The following is a 16,558-nucleotide window of genomic DNA, read 5'->3' on the forward strand; positions in this document are numbered from 1 at the left end:
GCATGCGCCGCAGAGCGAGCCTCGTCCTGCTCTCCCTCGCCGTGTTCTGCACCGCGCTCGCCCCACTGCTGCGCTGGTGGATGTACCCGAGCTTCGCGAAGATCCCCCCGGGCCAGTACCAGGAGGCCGTCCTGGAGGCGAAGCCCGCGACCCTGCTCGACTACGGCACCCTCACCCCCCGCAAGGTCCCCAGGATCACCATCGTGCAGACCCTGAAGGGCAACGTCGAACGCTCGAAGGAGATCGAGGCGAGCGCCGGCCGCGACGTCGTCGTCTGGGACGCGCTCTCCTACATGGCCGGCCCCGACGGCAAGATGGTCTCCGCCATCCCCGAGCGGTACATCTTCGACGCCCACACCCAGGACCCCGTACACGCCACCGGCGAAATGGTCGACGGCGACCCCGTCCGCCGCACCGGCATCGAGTTCAAGTGGCCGTTCTTCACCGAGCCGCGCGACTACCTCTACTTCGACGCCCAGACCCGCACCTCCGCGCCCATCCACTACGTCGGCCCCCGCAAGTTCCGCGGCCTGGACGTCTACTACTACGAGCAGACCATCCCGTGGACCAAGGTGCCGTTCCCGAAGAAGATGCCGCTGCCCGGCTTCGACGCGTCCACCATCGAGAAGACGTTCGGCACCAGCCGCTGGTACACCACCAAGCGGATGTTCTGGGTGGAGCCCGTCACCGGCGCCCCCGTCAACGGCGAGGAGATCCACACCGAGGAGCTGCGCGGCGGCACCCTCGCCGCCAACGCGCCGGACCAGCGGCTCGTCGTGTTCGACGGGCACGTCAAGATGCGCGAGGACTACCTCCGGCACACCGTCGACCTGGTCGCCGCGAACCGCATCAAGGTCCTCGCCCTGCACACGTACGCCCCGGTCGGCTCCGCCGTCTGCGGCGCCGTCCTGCTCGGGCTCGCCCTCTGGCTGGAGGCCCGCGGCCGGCGCCGGGACGCCGCCTGCCGGCCGGCCCGGGACCCGGCGGGCGAGCCGGTCAGCGCCCCCTGAGCCGCGCGTTCGTGAACCGGGTGGGCTCCGCGCCCGCGGGGTCCTCCGGCCACGGGTGCTTCGGGTAGCGGCCGCGCAGCTCGGCGCGCACGGACCGGTAGCCGTCCGCCCAGAACGACGCCAGGTCCGCGGTCACCGCCGCGGGCCGCCCGGCCGGCGACAGCAGGTGCACCAGCACCGGTACGCCCGGGGCGCCGCCCACCCGCGGGGTCTCCCGCAGGCCGAACATCTCCTGCAGCTTCACCGCCAGCACCGGCTGCTCGGCCGAGTAGTCCAGCCGGATCCGGGAACCGCTCGGCACCTCAAGCCGCTCCGGCGCCAGCTCGTCCAGGCGGGCCGCCTCCCCGGTGGCCCACGGCAGCAGCCGGTTCAGGGCCTGGCCGGCGTCGATCCGGGCCAGGTCCGCCCGCCGCCGGGCCCGCGACAGCTCCGGCTCCAGCCAGTCGTCCGGCCGGGCCAGCAGGGCGGCGTCCGACACGTCGGGCCACGGGCCGCCGGCCACCCGGTGCAGGAACGCCAGCCGCTCCCGCAGCCCGGCCGCCTCGGCGGTCCAGCGCAGCAGGCCCGGACCCTCGCGCCGCAGCCCGTCCAGCAGCGCGGCCCGCACCAGGGCCGGATCGGGGTCCCGCAGCGGCCGCACCGCCAGCTCCACCGCACCCAGCCGCTCCACGCGGCGCGCCACGACCTCGCCGTCCGCCCAGCCGACCTCCTCGCCCGCGGACAGCAGGTGCCCGGCCGCCTCCCGCGCCGCCGCCTCGTCGAGTACGGCCCCCAGCCGCACCCGCGCGGACGCCGCGTGCACGCCCCGGTCCGCCACCGCGACCGCCAGCCACGGCGCACTCCGCAGCGCGGACCCCTCCGCCACCTCGGCCCCCGTGCCGGAGGCCATCAGATACGCACCCCCGGCCCGCGCCCGCGCCACCCGCTCGGGAAACGCCAGCGCCACGACCAGCCCGGCCGCCACGTCATCCGACAGGGTCCCGGCGGCCCCGCCGCCCGAAGCCCCGGGAACGCCGTCCGCCGCCCCGCTCAGCCGCCGCACCTCCGTCCGCCAGCGGGCCGCGTACGCGTCGCCGCCCAGGCGGGCCGTGCGCCAGGCGGCGGCGAGGTCGTCGCCGTACTCGCGCGGCGGCTCCTCGCTCAGCAGTGCGACCAGCTCGGCCGCCCGCCGGGCGCCGGTCCGCGGGGCCGCGTCGAGGAGGGCGCGGGCCAGCCGCGGGTGCAGTCCGAGCCGGGCCATGCGGGTGCCGCGGGCGGTGGCCCGGCCGGCCGCGTCCACCGCGCCGACCGCGGCCAGCACCTCGCGCGCCGCCGCCAGCGCCCCCGCCGGCGGCGCGTCCAGCAGCGCCAGCCCGGTCGCCTCCGGATCGCCCCAGCACGCGGCCTGCAGCGCGAAGGACGCCAGGTCCGCAAGCCTGATCTCCGGCGCCGGGAACGCCGGCAGCCGGTCGTGCTCCGCCTCCGCCCAGCACCGGTACACCACGCCCGGCGCCTCCCGCCCGGCCCGTCCCGCCCGCTGCCGGGCCGCCGCCCGGGAGGCCCGTACGGTCGTCAGCGAGCCCAGCCCGCGCGCGTGGTCGGTGCGCGGCTCGCGGGCCAGCCCCGCGTCCACCACGATCCGCACCCCCGGCACGGTCAGGCTGGACTCGGCGACCGCGGTCGCCAGGATCACCCGCCGCCCGGCACCGCCCGCCAGCACCGCGTCCTGGACCGCGGCCGGCGCCCGCCCGTGGACTTGGAGCACCTCGGCCGGCACTCCGGCCAGCTGCCCCGCGACCCGGGAGATCTCCCCGACGCCGGGCAGGAAGCACAGCAGGTCGCCCTCGTGTTCGGCCAGCGCCCGCCGGACCGTGCCCGCGACGTGCGCGAGCAGCGCCGGGTCCACCCGCATCCCGTGCGGCGGCCGCACCGGCCGGGCCGGCGGCGCCCACACCACGGACACCGGGTGCGCGACCCCGGCCGCCGTCACCACGGGGGCGTCGCCCAGCAGCCGGGCCCAGCCCTCGGCGTCCGTCGTCGCCGACGCCGCCACCAGCTCCAGCTCGGGCCGCAGGGTGGCGCGCACGTCGAGCAGGAACGCGGCGACGGTGTCCGCGTCCAGATGCCGCTCGTGGCACTCGTCGAGGACCACCACGTCCACCCCGGACAGCTCCGGGTCGCGCTGCAAGCGCTGCAGCAGCACACCGGTGGTCACCACCTCCACCACCGTGTCCGGCCCGGCCACCCGCTCCCCGCGGACCGTGAAGCCCACCGCGCCGCCCGGCTTCCCGCCCAGCAGCCAGGCCATCCGCCGCGCCGCAGCCCGGGCCGCGATCCGCCGCGGCTCGGCCACCACGACCCGGCGCACCGGCCGCGGCGCCGCGGACCCGGGCGCCGGCACCAGTCCGGCCAGCACCAGCGGCACCAGCGTCGTCTTGCCGGTGCCGGGCGGCGCGCACAGCACGGCGGCGCCGTGCCCGGCCAGGGCGTCGGAGAGGGCCGGCACGGCCTCCCGGACCGGGAGGGCGGCCAGCGCGTCGGAGCGTATGGCGGCGGCCACGGCGGTCAGTCCCGTTCGCAGACGAAGACCGCCGTGCCCGGGATCAGGTTGCCGCGCAGCGGGGACCAGCCGCCCCACTCCTGCGCGTTCCACGCCGGCCACTCGGGCTCGACCAGGTCCAGCAGCCGGAACCCGGCCGCCACCACGTCGCGGACCCGGTCGCCGACCGTGCGGTGGTGCTCGACGTACACGGCCCGGCCGGTCTCGTCCTGCTCCACGTACGGGGTCCGGTCGAAGTAGGACGCGGACACCGACAGGCCCTCGGGGCCCGGCTCGTCCGGGAACGCCCAGCGGATCGGGTGGGTGACCGAGAAGACCCAGCGGCCGCCGGGCCGCAGCACCCGGTGCACCTCGCGCATCACCTTCACCGGGTCCGCCACGAACGGCACCGCGCCGTACGCCGAGCACGCCAGGTCGAAGGAGCCGTCGCGGAACGGCAGCGCCCCGGCGTCGGCCTGGACCAGCGGGAGGTCGCCCTCGCCGATCCGCAGGGCGTGCTGGAGCATCCGGTGCGACAGGTCCAGCGCGACCGGCCGGGCGCCCCGGGCGGCCAGCCAGCGGCTGCACTGCGCGGCGCCGGCGCCGATCTCCAGGACGTCCTTGCCGTGCAGGCCGTCGGCCGGGCCGAGGAGCGCCGCCTCGGCCTCGTCGAGTCCCTCCGGGCCCCAGACGAAGCGGTCGTCGCCGAGGAAGGCGCCGTGCTCGCTCTGGTACTCGTCGGCATTGCGGTCCCACCAGCCGCGGCTGGCCCGGCTGCTCTCCGCGTCCCCGGCGTCACGCCGGGTGGCCTCGGCGTCGTCGGAGTCGTCCCAGGCGCCCTCCGGGCCCCCGTGCGTCGCGTCGTACACGCCTTCGGTGGCGTCATCCTCTTGGTTCATCGGGCCCGCCGTCGTAGTCTTCGCAGCACGCAGCCGCGCCTGTCTGCACACGAGTTGTGCCGGGAGTGCGGTGTTCCGCCCGGGGTGGGCGCCTTCGCGCATTGACCCTGTCCGGCTGCCCCCGTATGCTACAAGTTGCGCTGCGAGCCTGTGCTCCTCGGACCTAGCAGGCTGCGCTCGCATCTGTTGCAACCTCTCGGTTTTCGAGGCTTCCGTGCCGCCCCGGCGGCGCCGGCCTCTTTGGCTGTCCGGCTCAGGCAGACGCGATAAAGGCTCCCGGCGTAGCAGTACCTACGACTTTCTGTCCGTAACCGGAGCCCTTTCCCACATGACGAGCAGCACCGAGACCACCGCCACCACCCCGCAGGTTGCGGTCAACGACATCGGTAACGAGGAAGCCTTCCTCGCCGCGATCGACGAGACGATCAAGTACTTCAACGACGGCGACATCGTCGACGGCGTCATCGTGAAGGTCGACCGGGACGAGGTCCTGCTCGACATCGGTTACAAGACCGAAGGCGTCATCCCGAGCCGCGAGCTCTCGATCAAGCACGACGTCGACCCGAACGAGGTCGTCAAGGTCGGCGACGAGATCGAGGCCCTTGTTCTCCAGAAGGAGGACAAGGAAGGCCGCCTGATCCTCTCGAAGAAGCGCGCCCAGTACGAGCGTGCCTGGGGCACCATCGAGAAGATCAAGGAAGAAGACGGCATCGTCACCGGTACCGTCATCGAGGTCGTCAAGGGTGGTCTCATCCTCGACATCGGCCTCCGCGGCTTCCTCCCGGCCTCCCTGGTCGAGATGCGCCGTGTCCGCGACCTCCAGCCCTACGTGGGCAAGGAGCTCGAGGCGAAGATCATCGAGCTGGACAAGAACCGCAACAACGTGGTCCTGTCCCGCCGCGCCTGGCTCGAGCAGACCCAGTCCGAGGTCCGCCAGACGTTCCTCACCACCCTGCAGAAGGGTCAGGTCCGCTCCGGCGTCGTCTCCTCGATCGTCAACTTCGGTGCCTTCGTGGACCTGGGTGGCGTCGACGGTCTCGTCCACGTCTCCGAGCTGTCCTGGAAGCACATCGACCACCCGTCCGAGGTTGTCGAGGTCGGCCAGGAAGTCACCGTCGAGGTCCTCGACGTCGACATGGACCGCGAGCGTGTCTCCCTGTCGCTGAAGGCGACCCAGGAGGACCCGTGGCAGCAGTTCGCCCGTACCCACCAGATCGGCCAGGTCGTTCCGGGTAAGGTCACCAAGCTGGTCCCGTTCGGTGCGTTCGTCCGCGTGGACGAGGGCATCGAGGGCCTGGTCCACATCTCCGAGCTGGCCGAGCGCCACGTCGAGATCCCGGAGCAGGTCGTCCAGGTCAACGACGAGATCTTCGTCAAGGTCATCGACATCGACCTCGAGCGTCGCCGGATCTCGCTGTCGCTGAAGCAGGCCAACGAGTCCTTCGGTGCCGACCCGGCGTCGGTCGAGTTCGACCCGACCCTGTACGGCATGGCCGCGTCCTACGACGACCAGGGCAACTACATCTACCCCGAGGGCTTCGACCCCGAGGCCAACGACTGGCTGCCGGGTTACGAGAAGCAGCGCGAGGAGTGGGAGCGCCAGTACGCCGAGGCGCAGGTCCGCTTCGAGCAGCACCAGGCGCAGGTCATCAAGAGCCGCGAGGCCGACGAGGCCGCCGCTGCCGAGGGCGCTGCCGCCCCGGCCGCCGGCAACGCCGGTGCGGGCATCTCCGGTGGCTCCTACTCCTCGGAGTCGGACGACACCTCCGGCGCCCTGGCCTCCGACGAGGCCCTGGCCGCGCTCCGCGAGAAGCTGGCCGGCGGCCAGAGCTGATCGCAGCGCATCGCGCTCCGGCGCGAGCCTGAGCTGAAACGGTAAGGCCCGTCCCCTCTGGGGGGCGGGCCTTACCGCGTTGTGCGGCGCATTCCCCGGCGCACTTCACTGAGTGTTCACGGGCGGTGCCCCCGCCCGGGGGAATGGCTGCGGCTCCTCGTACGTTCATTGCATTGACGCGAGGAGGAGTGGTGACGGTGCTTGATCCACAGGGTTTGTACGAGTGGGACGCGAAGGGTCTGGCGGTGGTGGACCTGGCGCTGGCCCAGGACTCCGCCGGACTGGTCATGCTCTACCACTTCGAGGGCTACATCGACGCCGGCGACACCGGCGAACAGATCGTCGGCCGGATGCTGGAGACGCTGCCCCACCAGGTGGTCGCCCGGTTCGACGCGGACCGGCTGGTCGACTACCGCGCCCGGCGGCCCGTCCTGACCTTCCAGCGCGACCGCTGGACGGCCTTCGAGGCCCCGCAGCTCGACGTACGGCTCGTCCAGGACGCCACCGGAGCGCCGTTCCTGCTGCTGTCCGGTCCCGAGCCGGACGTGGAGTGGGAGCGCTTCGCCAAGGCGGTCGAGCAGATCGTCGAGCGGCTCGGCGTGCGGCTCTCCGTGAACTTCCACGGCATCCCGATGGGCGTCCCGCACACCCGGCCGGTGGGCCTCACCCCGCACGGCAACCGCACGGACCTGATGCCCGGCCACCGCAGCCCGTTCGACGAGGCGCAGGTGCCCGGCAGCGCCGAGTCGCTCGTCGAGTTCCGGCTCGCGCAGGCGGGGCACGACGTGCTGGGCGTCGCCGCGCACGTGCCGCACTACATCGCCCGCTCCCCGTACCCGGACGCCGCCCTGACGGCCCTGGAGGCCATCACCGCGGCCACCGGCCTGGTGCTGCCGGGCGTCGCGCACTCGCTGCGCGCCGAGGCGCACCGGACGCAGACCGAAATCGACCGGCAGATCCGCGAGGGCGACGACGAGCTGGTCTCGCTGGTGCAGGGACTGGAGCACCAGTACGACGCGGCAGCCGGGGCCGAGACCCGCGGCAACATGATCGCGGAGCCGGCGGAGATCCCGTCCGCGGACGAGATCGGCCGCGAGTTCGAGCGCTTCCTCGCGGAGCGCGAAGGGGACGCCTGACCCGCAGGGCCCGGACGGGCGTGCGGGGCATAGGCTTCGGCCCATGCTGAGAGTGGGCCTGACGGGCGGGATCGGTGCCGGCAAGAGCGAGGTCTCCTCGCTGCTGGCGGGGTACGGAGCGGTGGTCGTCGATGCCGACCGCATCGCTCGGGAGGTCGTGGAGCCCGGTACGCCGGGGCTCGCGGCCGTGGTCGAGGCCTTCGGGGAGTCCGTGCTGACCCCCGAGGGAAGCCTGGACCGGCCGGGTCTGGGTGCGATCGTCTTCGCCGACCGCGAGAAGCTGCAGACGCTGAACGCGATCGTGCACCCGCTGGTCCGGGACCGGTCCGCCCGACTGGAGGCGGCCGCCGGGGCGGACGCGATCGTCGTGCACGACGTACCGCTGCTGACGGAGAACGGGCTCGGGCGGCTCTACGACCTGGTGGTCGTGGTGGACGCGGCGCCCGAAACGCAGCTCGCGCGGCTGACGCAGCGGCGCGGGATGACCGAGGACGAGGCCCGGTCGCGGATGGCGGCCCAGGCGACGCGCGCGGAACGGCTCGCCGTGGCCGACCTCGTCATCGACAACGACGGCCCGCTGGAAGCGCTGGAGCCGCAGGTCAGGAAGGTCTGGGAGGAGCTGGTCGGCCGCGCGGGCCACTGAGCCCGGCTTTCGCAGCGCCCCCAGGTCTCCGGCCTCCGCCGTCACCGGGCCCCGTCGCGGTGGTCCGGCTGCTGCCCGTACGGCGGGCCCGGGTGCCCGGGCGGCGGCGGATCGTCGTCGTGCAGCGGCTCGTACGGCGGGACGTCGCGGCCCGGCTGGTAGTGCGGGCCCTGGTGCAGGCGGTGCACCACCATCATCAGGTCGGCGCCGACCACGATCGTCAGGACGGCGCAGGTGATCGCCCACCCCATCCGGTCCGCGAGCGCGAAGGCGGCCGTGCCGGCCACGCCCCACAGCAGCCCCCAGATGCTCAGCCAGAAGCGCAGCCGCAGCGGGCTGCGGGCGGTCAGCGGTTCGTTTCCGGTACGCATCGGGCATCGCCTCGTCCTGCGTCCATCGTCTCACCGCTGCTGCCCGCAGCGCCGCCGCTCACGCACGGAGCGCGGGGCCGGTGCGTGCGACCGGCCCCGCGCGGTCCGGGGCGCCTACGGGTTGAGCTTCTTGACAGCCGTGATCGTCGTCTTCTTGAAGGCGGCGACCGGGACGTCGTTCAGGGTGCCCATGCGGGTGAAGTCGACGACCGTGACGGTGGAGCCGTCGCGGCCGATGCCGAACAGGTTCACGCCGTGCTCCGACTCCGGGACCGCGGTGTGGACGCCGTAGACGTGCGCGCCCTCCTCGACGGCCAGCTTGCCGTAGTCCTGCCAGCTGGCGGTGCCGCCGGGGGTCTTGCGCAGCCAGTCGGCGGCGCAGGCCGCGACCTTCTTCTCCAGGGTGGCCGTCAGCTTCTTGGCCTCGGTCACCGAAGCGGCGCGCACGGAGACCTGGCGGGCGCCGGTGTCCAGGTCGGTGCCGAAGGTGCGGTGCCAGGTGCCGGCCACCGGGAACGCCTTGGCCAGGCAGAACAGGCCGGGCGACGGAGCTCCCTTCCTGACCGGGCCGGTGCTCCAGGAGGTGCCCGGGACGGCAGGCAGGTCGCTGCCCTTGAGGAAGCCGGGCGCCGTGGGCGCGGCGGTGGCCGCCGGGACGGTGACGGCGGTGACGGCGGCCGCGGCGAGGGCGGCGACGGCGAGGGCGGTGGAACGCTTGAACACGATGGTGCTCCCCGTTTCATGCAGTGTGTGTCGCTGTTGCCTCCGAGCCTGTCCGGGGTGGCGGGTGCCGCACAATGGAACGGCGCCGATCCGGGACGATGGAACGGCCGCACAGGGGCTGACCTGGGGGAACGCCCTCTGCATGGAACGGTGTCATGGGACGGGGGGAAGCCGTGGGCAAGGCGGAACGAGCCGCGGAGACGCAGGAATTCGCGCGTCTGATGCGGCAGGTGAAGGAACGGTCGGGACTCAGCTACGGGGTGCTCGCCAAGCGCCTGCACACCGGCACGTCGACGCTCCACCGGTACTGCAGCGGGGACGCCGTACCGGCCGAGTTCGGGGCGGTCGACCGGTTCGCGCGGGCCTGCGGGGCCGGCCCGGAGGCGGCCCTGGAACTGCACCGCGCCTGGCTGCTGGCCGACGCCCGGCGGCGGTCGGCGGCGCGGGCGGGGGCCGAGGGGGGAGAGCCGGCGGCCGAGGAGGACGGCTCGGCCGCCGGAGCCGCCGAGCCGGCCGGACTCGCTCGACCCGTCGAAGCCGTGGCCGTGGCCGAAGCCGTTGTCGATGCCGTTTCCGGACCCGTGGATGCCGGCGTCCGGGCGGAGGCCGGGGAGCTGCCGGACGTACGGGTGGGGCCGCCCGCGGCGGACGTGCGTACGCCCTGGTACCGGCGGGGCGGCAGGTCCGCGGCCGCGGCGGCCGTGGCCCTGGCGGTCGGTCTGGTCCTCGCGCTGGTGCTGGCGATCGGCCTGCCCGCCGGGGGCGGCGAGCGGACGGCCGGCGGGCTGCGGTCGCCGCAGCCGCTGCCGCCGGGGCCGGCCCTGTCCTCGGGCGGCCCGGCCGCGCCGACCACGGAGCCGGCCGGCGCGCCTTCGGCGACCCCGTCCGGCAGTCCTCCGGCCGGCTCCCGTACGGCGAGCCCGGTGCCCACGCCCGCCCGGAGCAGTGCCGTGCCGCCACCGGTGCCCGCGCGGCCGCTGACCGTCGGCGTCCGCTCGCACGTGTGGCAGGCCGGCTGCGACCACGCCTACCTCATCGGCCGGCCCCCGTCCGCGGTGCCCGCGCCGCCCGTCGAACAGGACGCCCCCGGCTGGGCGCGGGCCCAGCGGGCCGTGCACGCCGAGCGGCAGATCGTCGAGGCCACCGTCGGCGGGCGGACCGGGCAGCCCGTGGTGCTGCAGGCCTTGCACGTACGGGTCACCGGGCGCGGCACCCCGCCGCCCTGGAACGTGTACGAGATGTCCCCGGGCTGCGGGGGTTCGCTGACGCCCGCCGTGTTCAGCGTGAACCTGGACGCCCCGCGCCCCCTGGCCCGGCCGGTCGCAGGGCACGACGGCGAGCACGACCTGCCCGCGCCGTCGTTCCCGCTGAAGGTCTCGGAGCGGGAGCCGGCGGTGCTGCGGGTGGAGGCGGCCGCGAGCGGCTGCGACTGCAGCTGGTACCTGGAGCTCCAGTGGACCGCGGGCGGCCGTTCCGGCACCACCCGGATCGACGACGGCGGCCGGCCGTTCCGCACCAGCGCGGTCGCGGGCCGGCCCGTCTACGGTTACGCAGCGGAGTCGGGGCGCTGGGCCACGGGCTGAGCCGATCCGCGGCAGCCGGACGATATCCACAGGCCAGGCCCGTTGTCAGTGCCCGCGCCTAGACTCGCAGTGAGTGACCGACCGGCTGCCCATGGGGAGGGAGGCTGCGATGGACCCGCGTGAGAGCGGACGCGCGCTGCTGCGCCATGCCGCCGTCTTCATGCCCGCGGAGGTGCCGCGGGAGGGGCGGGTGGCCTTCTGGTCGCCCGCCGCCGAACCGCTGCCCGGAGCGCTGCCGGACGACGCGCGGCACACCCTGCTGACGGTGGCCGGACCACACGGTTCCGGAGCGCGCCGCAGATCCGTGCCGGCCGTGCTGCTGCCCGTGGCGGCGGCCGTCCCCCTGCTGTCGCGGGCCGCGTCCGAGCCGGGCGCCCACCTCGCGTCCCGCTGCTGGGGCGCGGCAGCCCGGCAGGCCCTCCAGCTCACCGCGCGGGGCCTGCTGCTGCCGGGGGTGACGGCCGGCGGCGAGGACGCCTGGCGGGCCGGGCCGCTCACCGCCGACGACCTCGCCCACCTGCGGGCGGTCGCCGCCGCGATGCCGTACGAGGCGCACGCGATGCCGCTGCCCGACGGGCGCCCGCTGCTGCTGCCGGAACCGGAAGCGCTGCTGCGGGCGTTCCTCGACGCGGTGGCCGACAGCCTGCCGCGCACCCCGGCGGCCCCGCACGCGGCGGGCCGGCCGTTCGCGGCCGCGGAGCCGCAGCAGGTGCCGGAGATACGCGAGTGGGCGGTGCAGGTGGCCGCGGGCGCCGATGCCGGTGTGGGCGTCTCGCTCCGCCTCGACCTCAATGCCTTCGGCCTCTTCGAGGCCTCCGCCGACACCGGGCAGGAGCCCGCGGGCGGCCGGCGGGCCGGGGACGCGGAAGAGGTGCGGCGGGCCGGGGCGGCCGTGGTGCAGGTGCACAGCCTGGCCGATCCGACCCGGATCACGGACGCGGGACTGCTGTGGGCCGGGCAGGCGGCGAGCGACAGCTTCGGGCCGCGGTCGCGGATCGACGCCGTGCTCGCGCTGCGCCGGGCGGCCCGGGTCTGGCCGCCGCTGCTGCGGCTGCTGGACCAGCCCGTGCCCGACGTCCTCGCCCTGTCGGATTCCGAGCTGGAGGACCTGCTCGGGGCGGCCGCGCCGCGGCTCGCCGCCGCCGGGGTGCCCGTGCACTGGCCGCGCGAGCTCGCCCGCACCCTGACCGCCACCGCGGTGGTGCGTGCCGCGCCCGGCTCGGCCGCCGACGGGACCTCGTTCTTCGACGCGCAGAAGCTGTTCGCGTTCGAATGGGAGGTGGCGCTCGGCGGCGACCGGCTCACCCCCGGCGAGCTCGACCTGCTGGCCGAGGCCCACCGGCCCGTCGTCCGGCTGCGCGACCAGTGGGTGCGGGTGGACCCGGAGCTCGTCCGCAAGGCCCGGCGGCGGCACCTGGGGGTCCTCGACCCGGTGGACGCGCTCGCGCTGGCGCTCACCGGCGAGACCGAGGTGGACGGCGAGGCCGTGGCGGCGGTGCCGGTCGGTGCGCTCGCCGCGCTGCGCACCCGGCTGACCTCCGACCTGACGCCGCTGCCCGAACCCCCGGGGCTGTCGGCCGTACTGCGGGAGTACCAGCGGCGCGGCCTGGCCTGGCTCGACCTGATGACCTCCCTCGGCCTCGGCGGCTGCCTCGCCGACGACATGGGTCTCGGCAAGACGGTCACCCTGATCGCCCTGCACCTGCACCGGGCCCGTCCCGAACCGACCCTCGTGGTCTGCCCCGCCTCGCTGCTGGGCAACTGGCAGCGGGAGATCGAGAAGTTCGCGCCGGGCGTGCCCGTGCGCCGGTTCCACGGCAGCGGCCGTACCCTCGACGGCCTCGCCGGTGGTTTCGTGCTGACCACGTACGGGACGATGCGGGCCGGCGCCGCCCGGCTGGCCGAGCAGCGCTGGGGGATGGTCGTCGCCGACGAGGCCCAGCACGTGAAGAACCCGCACTCGGCCACCGCGAAGGCGCTGCGGACCATCCCCGCCCCGGCCCGGGTGGCACTCACGGGCACCCCGGTGGAGAACAACCTGTCCGAGCTGTGGGCGCTGCTCGACTGGACCACCCCGGGGCTGCTCGGCCCGCTCACCGCGTTCCGCGCCCGGCACGCCCGGGCCGCCGAACAGGGCGAGCACCCCGGGCACGAGCAGGCCGTCGCCCGGCTCGCCCGGCTGGTGCGGCCGTTCCTGCTGCGCCGCCGGAAGTCCGATCCGGGCATCGCACCGGAGCTGCCGCCGAAGACCGAGACCGACCACCCGGTGGCCCTCACCCGTGAGCAGGTGTCGCTCTACCAGGCCGCCGTCACCGAGACGATGGCGCTCATCGAGGCCAGCGAGGGCATCGCCCGCCGCGGCCTGGTGATGAAGCTCCTCGCCTCGCTGAAGCAGATCTGCAACCACCCCGCGCAGTTCCTCAAGGAGGAGCGGCCGCGGATCGCCCACCGGTCCGGGAAGCTCGCCCTGCTCGACGAACTCCTCGACACCATCCTGGCCGAGGACGGCGCCGTGCTGGTCTTCACCCAGTACGTCACCATGGGCCGGATCCTCGCCGACCACCTCGCCGGCCGCGGCGTGCCCTGCCAGCTGCTGCACGGCGGCACCCCGGTGGCCCGCCGGGAGGAGATGGTCGACCGGTTCCAGTCCGGCGAGGTACCGGTGTTCCTGCTGTCCCTGAAGGCCGCGGGCACCGGGCTGAACCTCACCCGCGCCGGACACGTCGTGCACTACGACCGCTGGTGGAACCCGGCCGTGGAGGAGCAGGCCACCGACCGGGCCTACCGGATCGGCCAGACCCAGCCCGTGCAGGTGCACCGGCTGATCGCCGAAGGCACCGTCGAGGACCGGATCGCCGAACTCCTCGCCGCCAAGCGGTCCCTGGCCGACGCGGTGCTGGGCAGCGGCGAGGCGGCCCTGACCGAACTGACCGACGCCGAACTCTCCGACCTCGTCTCCCTGCGCAGGCCCTCATGATCACCGCGCGGGACGACCGCCGCCGCACCTTCGACGCCCTGCCCGCCGGGGCACAGGCCGCCACCTGGTGGGGGAAAGCCTGGGTGGCCGCCCTCGAAGCCCTCTCCCGGGACCAGGGACGCCTCGCCCGAGGCCGCAGCTACGCCGAGGAGGGCCGGGTCGAGGCGGTCACCGTGACCCCCGGCCGGCTGGTGGCGTACGTCCGCGGCAGCCGGTCCCGCCCGTACCGGACCGAGATCGCCCTGGACGTCTTCGCCGCCGAGGACTGGGAGGTGTTCCTGGAACGGACCGCGGCCGACCCCGGGTACCTGGCCGCGCTCCTCGAAGGGGAGGTGCCGCAGGGGCTCGCCGAAGCGCTGCTGCCCGGCCCCGGCGAGCTGCACCCGCGCTGCTCCTGCCCGGACCCGGGGCGGCCGCCGTGCAAGCACGCGGCCGCGCTCTGCCACCGGGTGGCGCACCTGCTGGACGCCGACCCGTTCGTGCTCCTGCTGCTGCGCGGCCGCGGCGAGCGGGAGCTCACCGAGGAGCTGACGCGGCGCAACGCCGCCCACGCCGCCCGGGAGCAGACCGCGGGCGCCCCGGGCCTGCCGGGGGTGCCGGCCCGGACGGCGGTCGCGCCGCGCAGCCTGCCGCCGCTGCCCCCGCCGCTGCCGGACCCGCCGGGGCCCGGCCATCCGCCGTCGTACCCGGACGGCCCGGGGGCTCCGGACCCGCTGGCGCTGGACCAGCTGGCCACGGACGCGGCGGCGCGGGCGTACGCGATCCTCGCCACCGGGCGGGATCCGATGGCGGGGCTCACCCTGTGGCAGGACGCCGTGCGGCTGGCCGCCGCCCACCCCACCCAGGGGCTGACCGGGGCGGCCCGCGCCCTGTACCGGGACCTGGCGCGGGCCGCCGGGCGGCCGGTGCACGACCTGGCGCGGGCGGCCACCGCCTGGCGGCACGGCGGGCTCGCCGGCCTGGAGGTCCTGGAGGAGCCGTGGGACCCGCCGGCCGGTCCCTTCGACCGGGCCCGGCCGGCCCTGCTGGCCGCCGGCGAGGGGCAGTTCCGGCCGGAGCGCAACACCCTCACCCTGGGCGGCCGCCAGCTGCGCCTGGGCCGCGACGGCCTCTGGTACCCGTACACGGGCACGCCCGGCGCCTCGCCGGGGCCGGACTGGTGGCCCGCCGGTCCGTCGGCACCGGACCCCGTCGCAGCGCTGCACCGGCCTTGACCTGCGGAATTTCATAGGCAGACAGGGAAGTCGCAGTACACGATGGAGTGAAATGCATACCGGCTCTATAACCCGAACGGGTTTACCGCGTTGTTCCCGGTGCGGGTGGAACACCCGTCAACTCCTCCGGAAGGCAGGGAAACTGATGCGGCAGAGTCGGCCGAGTCGGCAGCTTCGTCGGAACGGTGTGATCGCGGCGGTCGTCGCGGGTGGTGCGCTGTCGGTTGCGGGAGCCACCGGGTACGCCTTCGCCGATGCGGACGCGGAGGGCGCGACGGTGCGCTCGCCCGGGCTGCTGTCCGGGAACCTGGTGCAACTCCCCGTCCACGCGCCGGTGAACGTGTGCGGCAACACGGTCAACGTGGTCGGGCTGCTCAACCCGGCTGCCGGCAACACGTGCGTGAACGAAGGCCGCCATACCGGCCCCGCCCCGCACGGGAGTTCCAAACCGGAGCCCCGGCCGGCCGGGGGAGCGGTGGCCCAGGGCAGCGGAAAGGATTCGCCCGGCGTGCTGTCCGGCAACGGCATCCAGCTCCCGGTCGACGTCCCGGTCAACGTGTCCGGCAACTCCGTGAACGTGGTCGGCATCGGCAACCCCGCCACCGGCAACACCTCGGTCAACACCACCGAGCCCGGCCGCAGCGGCGCGAAGCCCCCGCAGCCGCACCGGCCCGTGCAGCAGCCCAAGCCGCCCGCCGAGCGGCCGGTGACCCCGCCCGCCCCCGAGCGCCCCGGCCCGGTGCTCGCGCACACCGGCGCCGACGCCGTCGGCCTTGCCGTCCCCGCGGGCGCCGCCCTGCTCCTCGGCGGCGCCGTCCTCTACCGCCGCTTCCGCCCGGCCGGCCGCTGACCCCGGCGGCGCCGGGCGCCTGCCGGGCGGCCGCGAGGCACCGCCGGACGTCCCGGCGGCCCGCAGGTGCCGCCGCCGGCCCGCCTCAGGCCGCCAGGATCGCCTCAGGCCGCCGCCGGCCGCCGCCAGGCCGCCAGGATCGCCTCGATGCGCGGAGCCAGCCGGGCGCGTGCCCGATGGCGCGGTACCCCCGCCATCAGCAGCGCGTCGTACTCCGTGTCGACGTGGCGCACGGAGGCCCGCACCGCGACCGAGACCGCGTCCTCGTCCAGGGCGCGGCCGGCCGCGGTGCGGCCCACCCGCCCGCTGCCCCGCACCGACGCGTGCGCGGCCACCGCGAGCGCCCGCTCCGGCGGGATGCCGGGGAACAGCCGCCGTATCTCCGCGGCGAACGCGGCCGTGAACCGGGCGTCCGAGGCCTCCCGCAACACCCGGTCGCGCTCCCGCCGCCGCGCCCGCGCCTCGGCGTCCGCGAGGCAGCGGACCTCCGCGCGCGCCAGCGCTTCTTCCTCGACCAGCAGGCCCTGCCGCTCGTGGCGCCGCCGCCGCTTCTCGTACCGCACCACCACCGCGTACAGCGAACTGCCCTCACGGGCCCGCCGGGTGAGCGCGGCATTGCCCCGCGGCAGGTAGACGAGATGACCGAGATCGACGCAGTGCAGGCAGCGCGGCACCCCGTCCTCACGGACGAGCATCGGCAGCGGCCCCTGCCGGCAGCCCGCGCACCGCACCGGCTTCAGCGCCTCGAACACGACGAGGTTCATGCCTGGTTGATACCGCCGCCGGACCGCCCTCTCACC

General features: G+C 75.3%; 13 protein-coding genes. 8 read left to right on the forward strand and 5 right to left on the reverse strand.

What is annotated here, in order from left to right; all coding sequences use genetic code 11:
• The first annotated feature begins 2 nt into the window (after positions 1 to 2).
• Positions 3 to 1,010, forward strand: coding sequence for a cell envelope lipid trafficking protein PgfA (gene pgfA / locus LG634_RS18245; protein ID WP_226734922.1), 1,008 nt, complete (start codon positions 3 to 5; stop codon positions 1,008 to 1,010).
• Here pgfA and hrpB read toward each other — a convergent pair.
• Positions 997 to 3,549 carry an ATP-dependent helicase HrpB gene (hrpB, locus tag LG634_RS18250; protein ID WP_226734923.1) on the reverse strand — a complete coding sequence of 851 codons (2,553 nt, stop codon included), beginning with the start codon at positions 3,547 to 3,549 and terminating at the stop codon, positions 997 to 999. The genes pgfA and hrpB overlap by 14 nt on opposite strands.
• 5 nt (positions 3,550 to 3,554) lie before the next feature.
• Positions 3,555 to 4,427 carry a class I SAM-dependent methyltransferase gene (locus LG634_RS18255; protein WP_226734924.1) on the reverse strand — a complete coding sequence of 291 codons (873 nt, stop codon included), beginning with the start codon at positions 4,425 to 4,427 and terminating at the stop codon, positions 3,555 to 3,557.
• A 328-nt stretch (positions 4,428 to 4,755) separates the two neighbouring features.
• Between LG634_RS18255 and rpsA the strand changes: the two genes are divergently transcribed.
• The 3 genes from rpsA to coaE all read left to right on the forward strand — a co-directional run bounded on the left by rpsA (position 4,756) and on the right by coaE (position 8,040).
• A complete protein-coding gene (gene rpsA, locus LG634_RS18260; RefSeq protein WP_226734925.1) occupies positions 4,756 to 6,261 on the forward strand; it encodes a 30S ribosomal protein S1 in 1,506 nt (501 codons plus the stop codon).
• A gap of 197 nt (positions 6,262 to 6,458) precedes the next feature.
• A complete protein-coding gene (locus LG634_RS18265; RefSeq protein ID WP_226735000.1) occupies positions 6,459 to 7,397 on the forward strand; it encodes a PAC2 family protein in 939 nt (312 codons plus the stop codon).
• A gap of 43 nt (positions 7,398 to 7,440) precedes the next feature.
• Entirely contained in the window at positions 7,441 to 8,040 is a 600-nt protein-coding gene (gene coaE / locus LG634_RS18270; protein ID WP_226734926.1) for a dephospho-CoA kinase, read from the forward strand.
• A 41-nt stretch (positions 8,041 to 8,081) separates the two neighbouring features.
• Here the strand turns inward: coaE and LG634_RS18275 are convergent, their stop codons facing one another.
• Positions 8,082 to 8,411 (reverse strand): DUF6343 family protein, encoded by a 330-nt coding sequence (locus LG634_RS18275; protein ID WP_226734927.1) that lies wholly within the window; start codon positions 8,409 to 8,411, stop codon positions 8,082 to 8,084.
• 114 nt (positions 8,412 to 8,525) lie between these two features.
• Positions 8,526 to 9,134 (reverse strand): hypothetical protein, encoded by a 609-nt coding sequence (locus LG634_RS18280; RefSeq protein ID WP_226734928.1) that lies wholly within the window; start codon positions 9,132 to 9,134, stop codon positions 8,526 to 8,528.
• Between the two features lie 155 nt (positions 9,135 to 9,289).
• On the opposite strand from LG634_RS18280, the gene LG634_RS18285 reads away from it, so the two are divergent.
• The 4 genes from LG634_RS18285 to LG634_RS38245 all read left to right on the forward strand — a co-directional run bounded on the left by LG634_RS18285 (position 9,290) and on the right by LG634_RS38245 (position 15,758).
• Positions 9,290 to 10,717: a helix-turn-helix domain-containing protein gene (locus tag LG634_RS18285; RefSeq protein WP_226734929.1), complete on the forward strand. Its 1,428-nt coding sequence runs from the start codon at positions 9,290 to 9,292 to the stop codon at positions 10,715 to 10,717.
• Between the two features lie 109 nt (positions 10,718 to 10,826).
• Positions 10,827 to 13,694: an SCO1167/SCO6262 family helicase gene (locus tag LG634_RS18290; protein ID WP_226734930.1), complete on the forward strand. Its 2,868-nt coding sequence runs from the start codon at positions 10,827 to 10,829 to the stop codon at positions 13,692 to 13,694.
• Positions 13,691 to 14,908: an SWIM zinc finger family protein gene (locus LG634_RS18295; RefSeq protein WP_226734931.1), complete on the forward strand. Its 1,218-nt coding sequence runs from the start codon at positions 13,691 to 13,693 to the stop codon at positions 14,906 to 14,908. The genes LG634_RS18290 and LG634_RS18295 overlap by 4 nt, the downstream gene beginning before the upstream one ends.
• Positions 14,909 to 15,095: 187 nt before the next feature.
• Positions 15,096 to 15,758 (forward strand): chaplin, encoded by a 663-nt coding sequence (locus LG634_RS38245; protein WP_226734932.1) that lies wholly within the window; start codon positions 15,096 to 15,098, stop codon positions 15,756 to 15,758.
• Positions 15,759 to 15,862: 104 nt separating this feature from the next.
• Here LG634_RS38245 and LG634_RS18305 read toward each other — a convergent pair whose 3' ends face one another.
• On the reverse strand, positions 15,863 to 16,522 hold the full coding sequence (locus LG634_RS18305) for a DUF2293 domain-containing protein (protein WP_226734933.1): 660 nt from the start codon (positions 16,520 to 16,522) through the stop codon (positions 15,863 to 15,865).
• Between the last annotated feature and the right edge of the window lie 36 nt (positions 16,523 to 16,558).

Source organism: Streptomyces bambusae, assembly GCF_020532645.1.
Classification (GTDB): Bacteria; Actinomycetota; Actinomycetes; order Streptomycetales; family Streptomycetaceae; genus Streptomyces; species Streptomyces bambusae.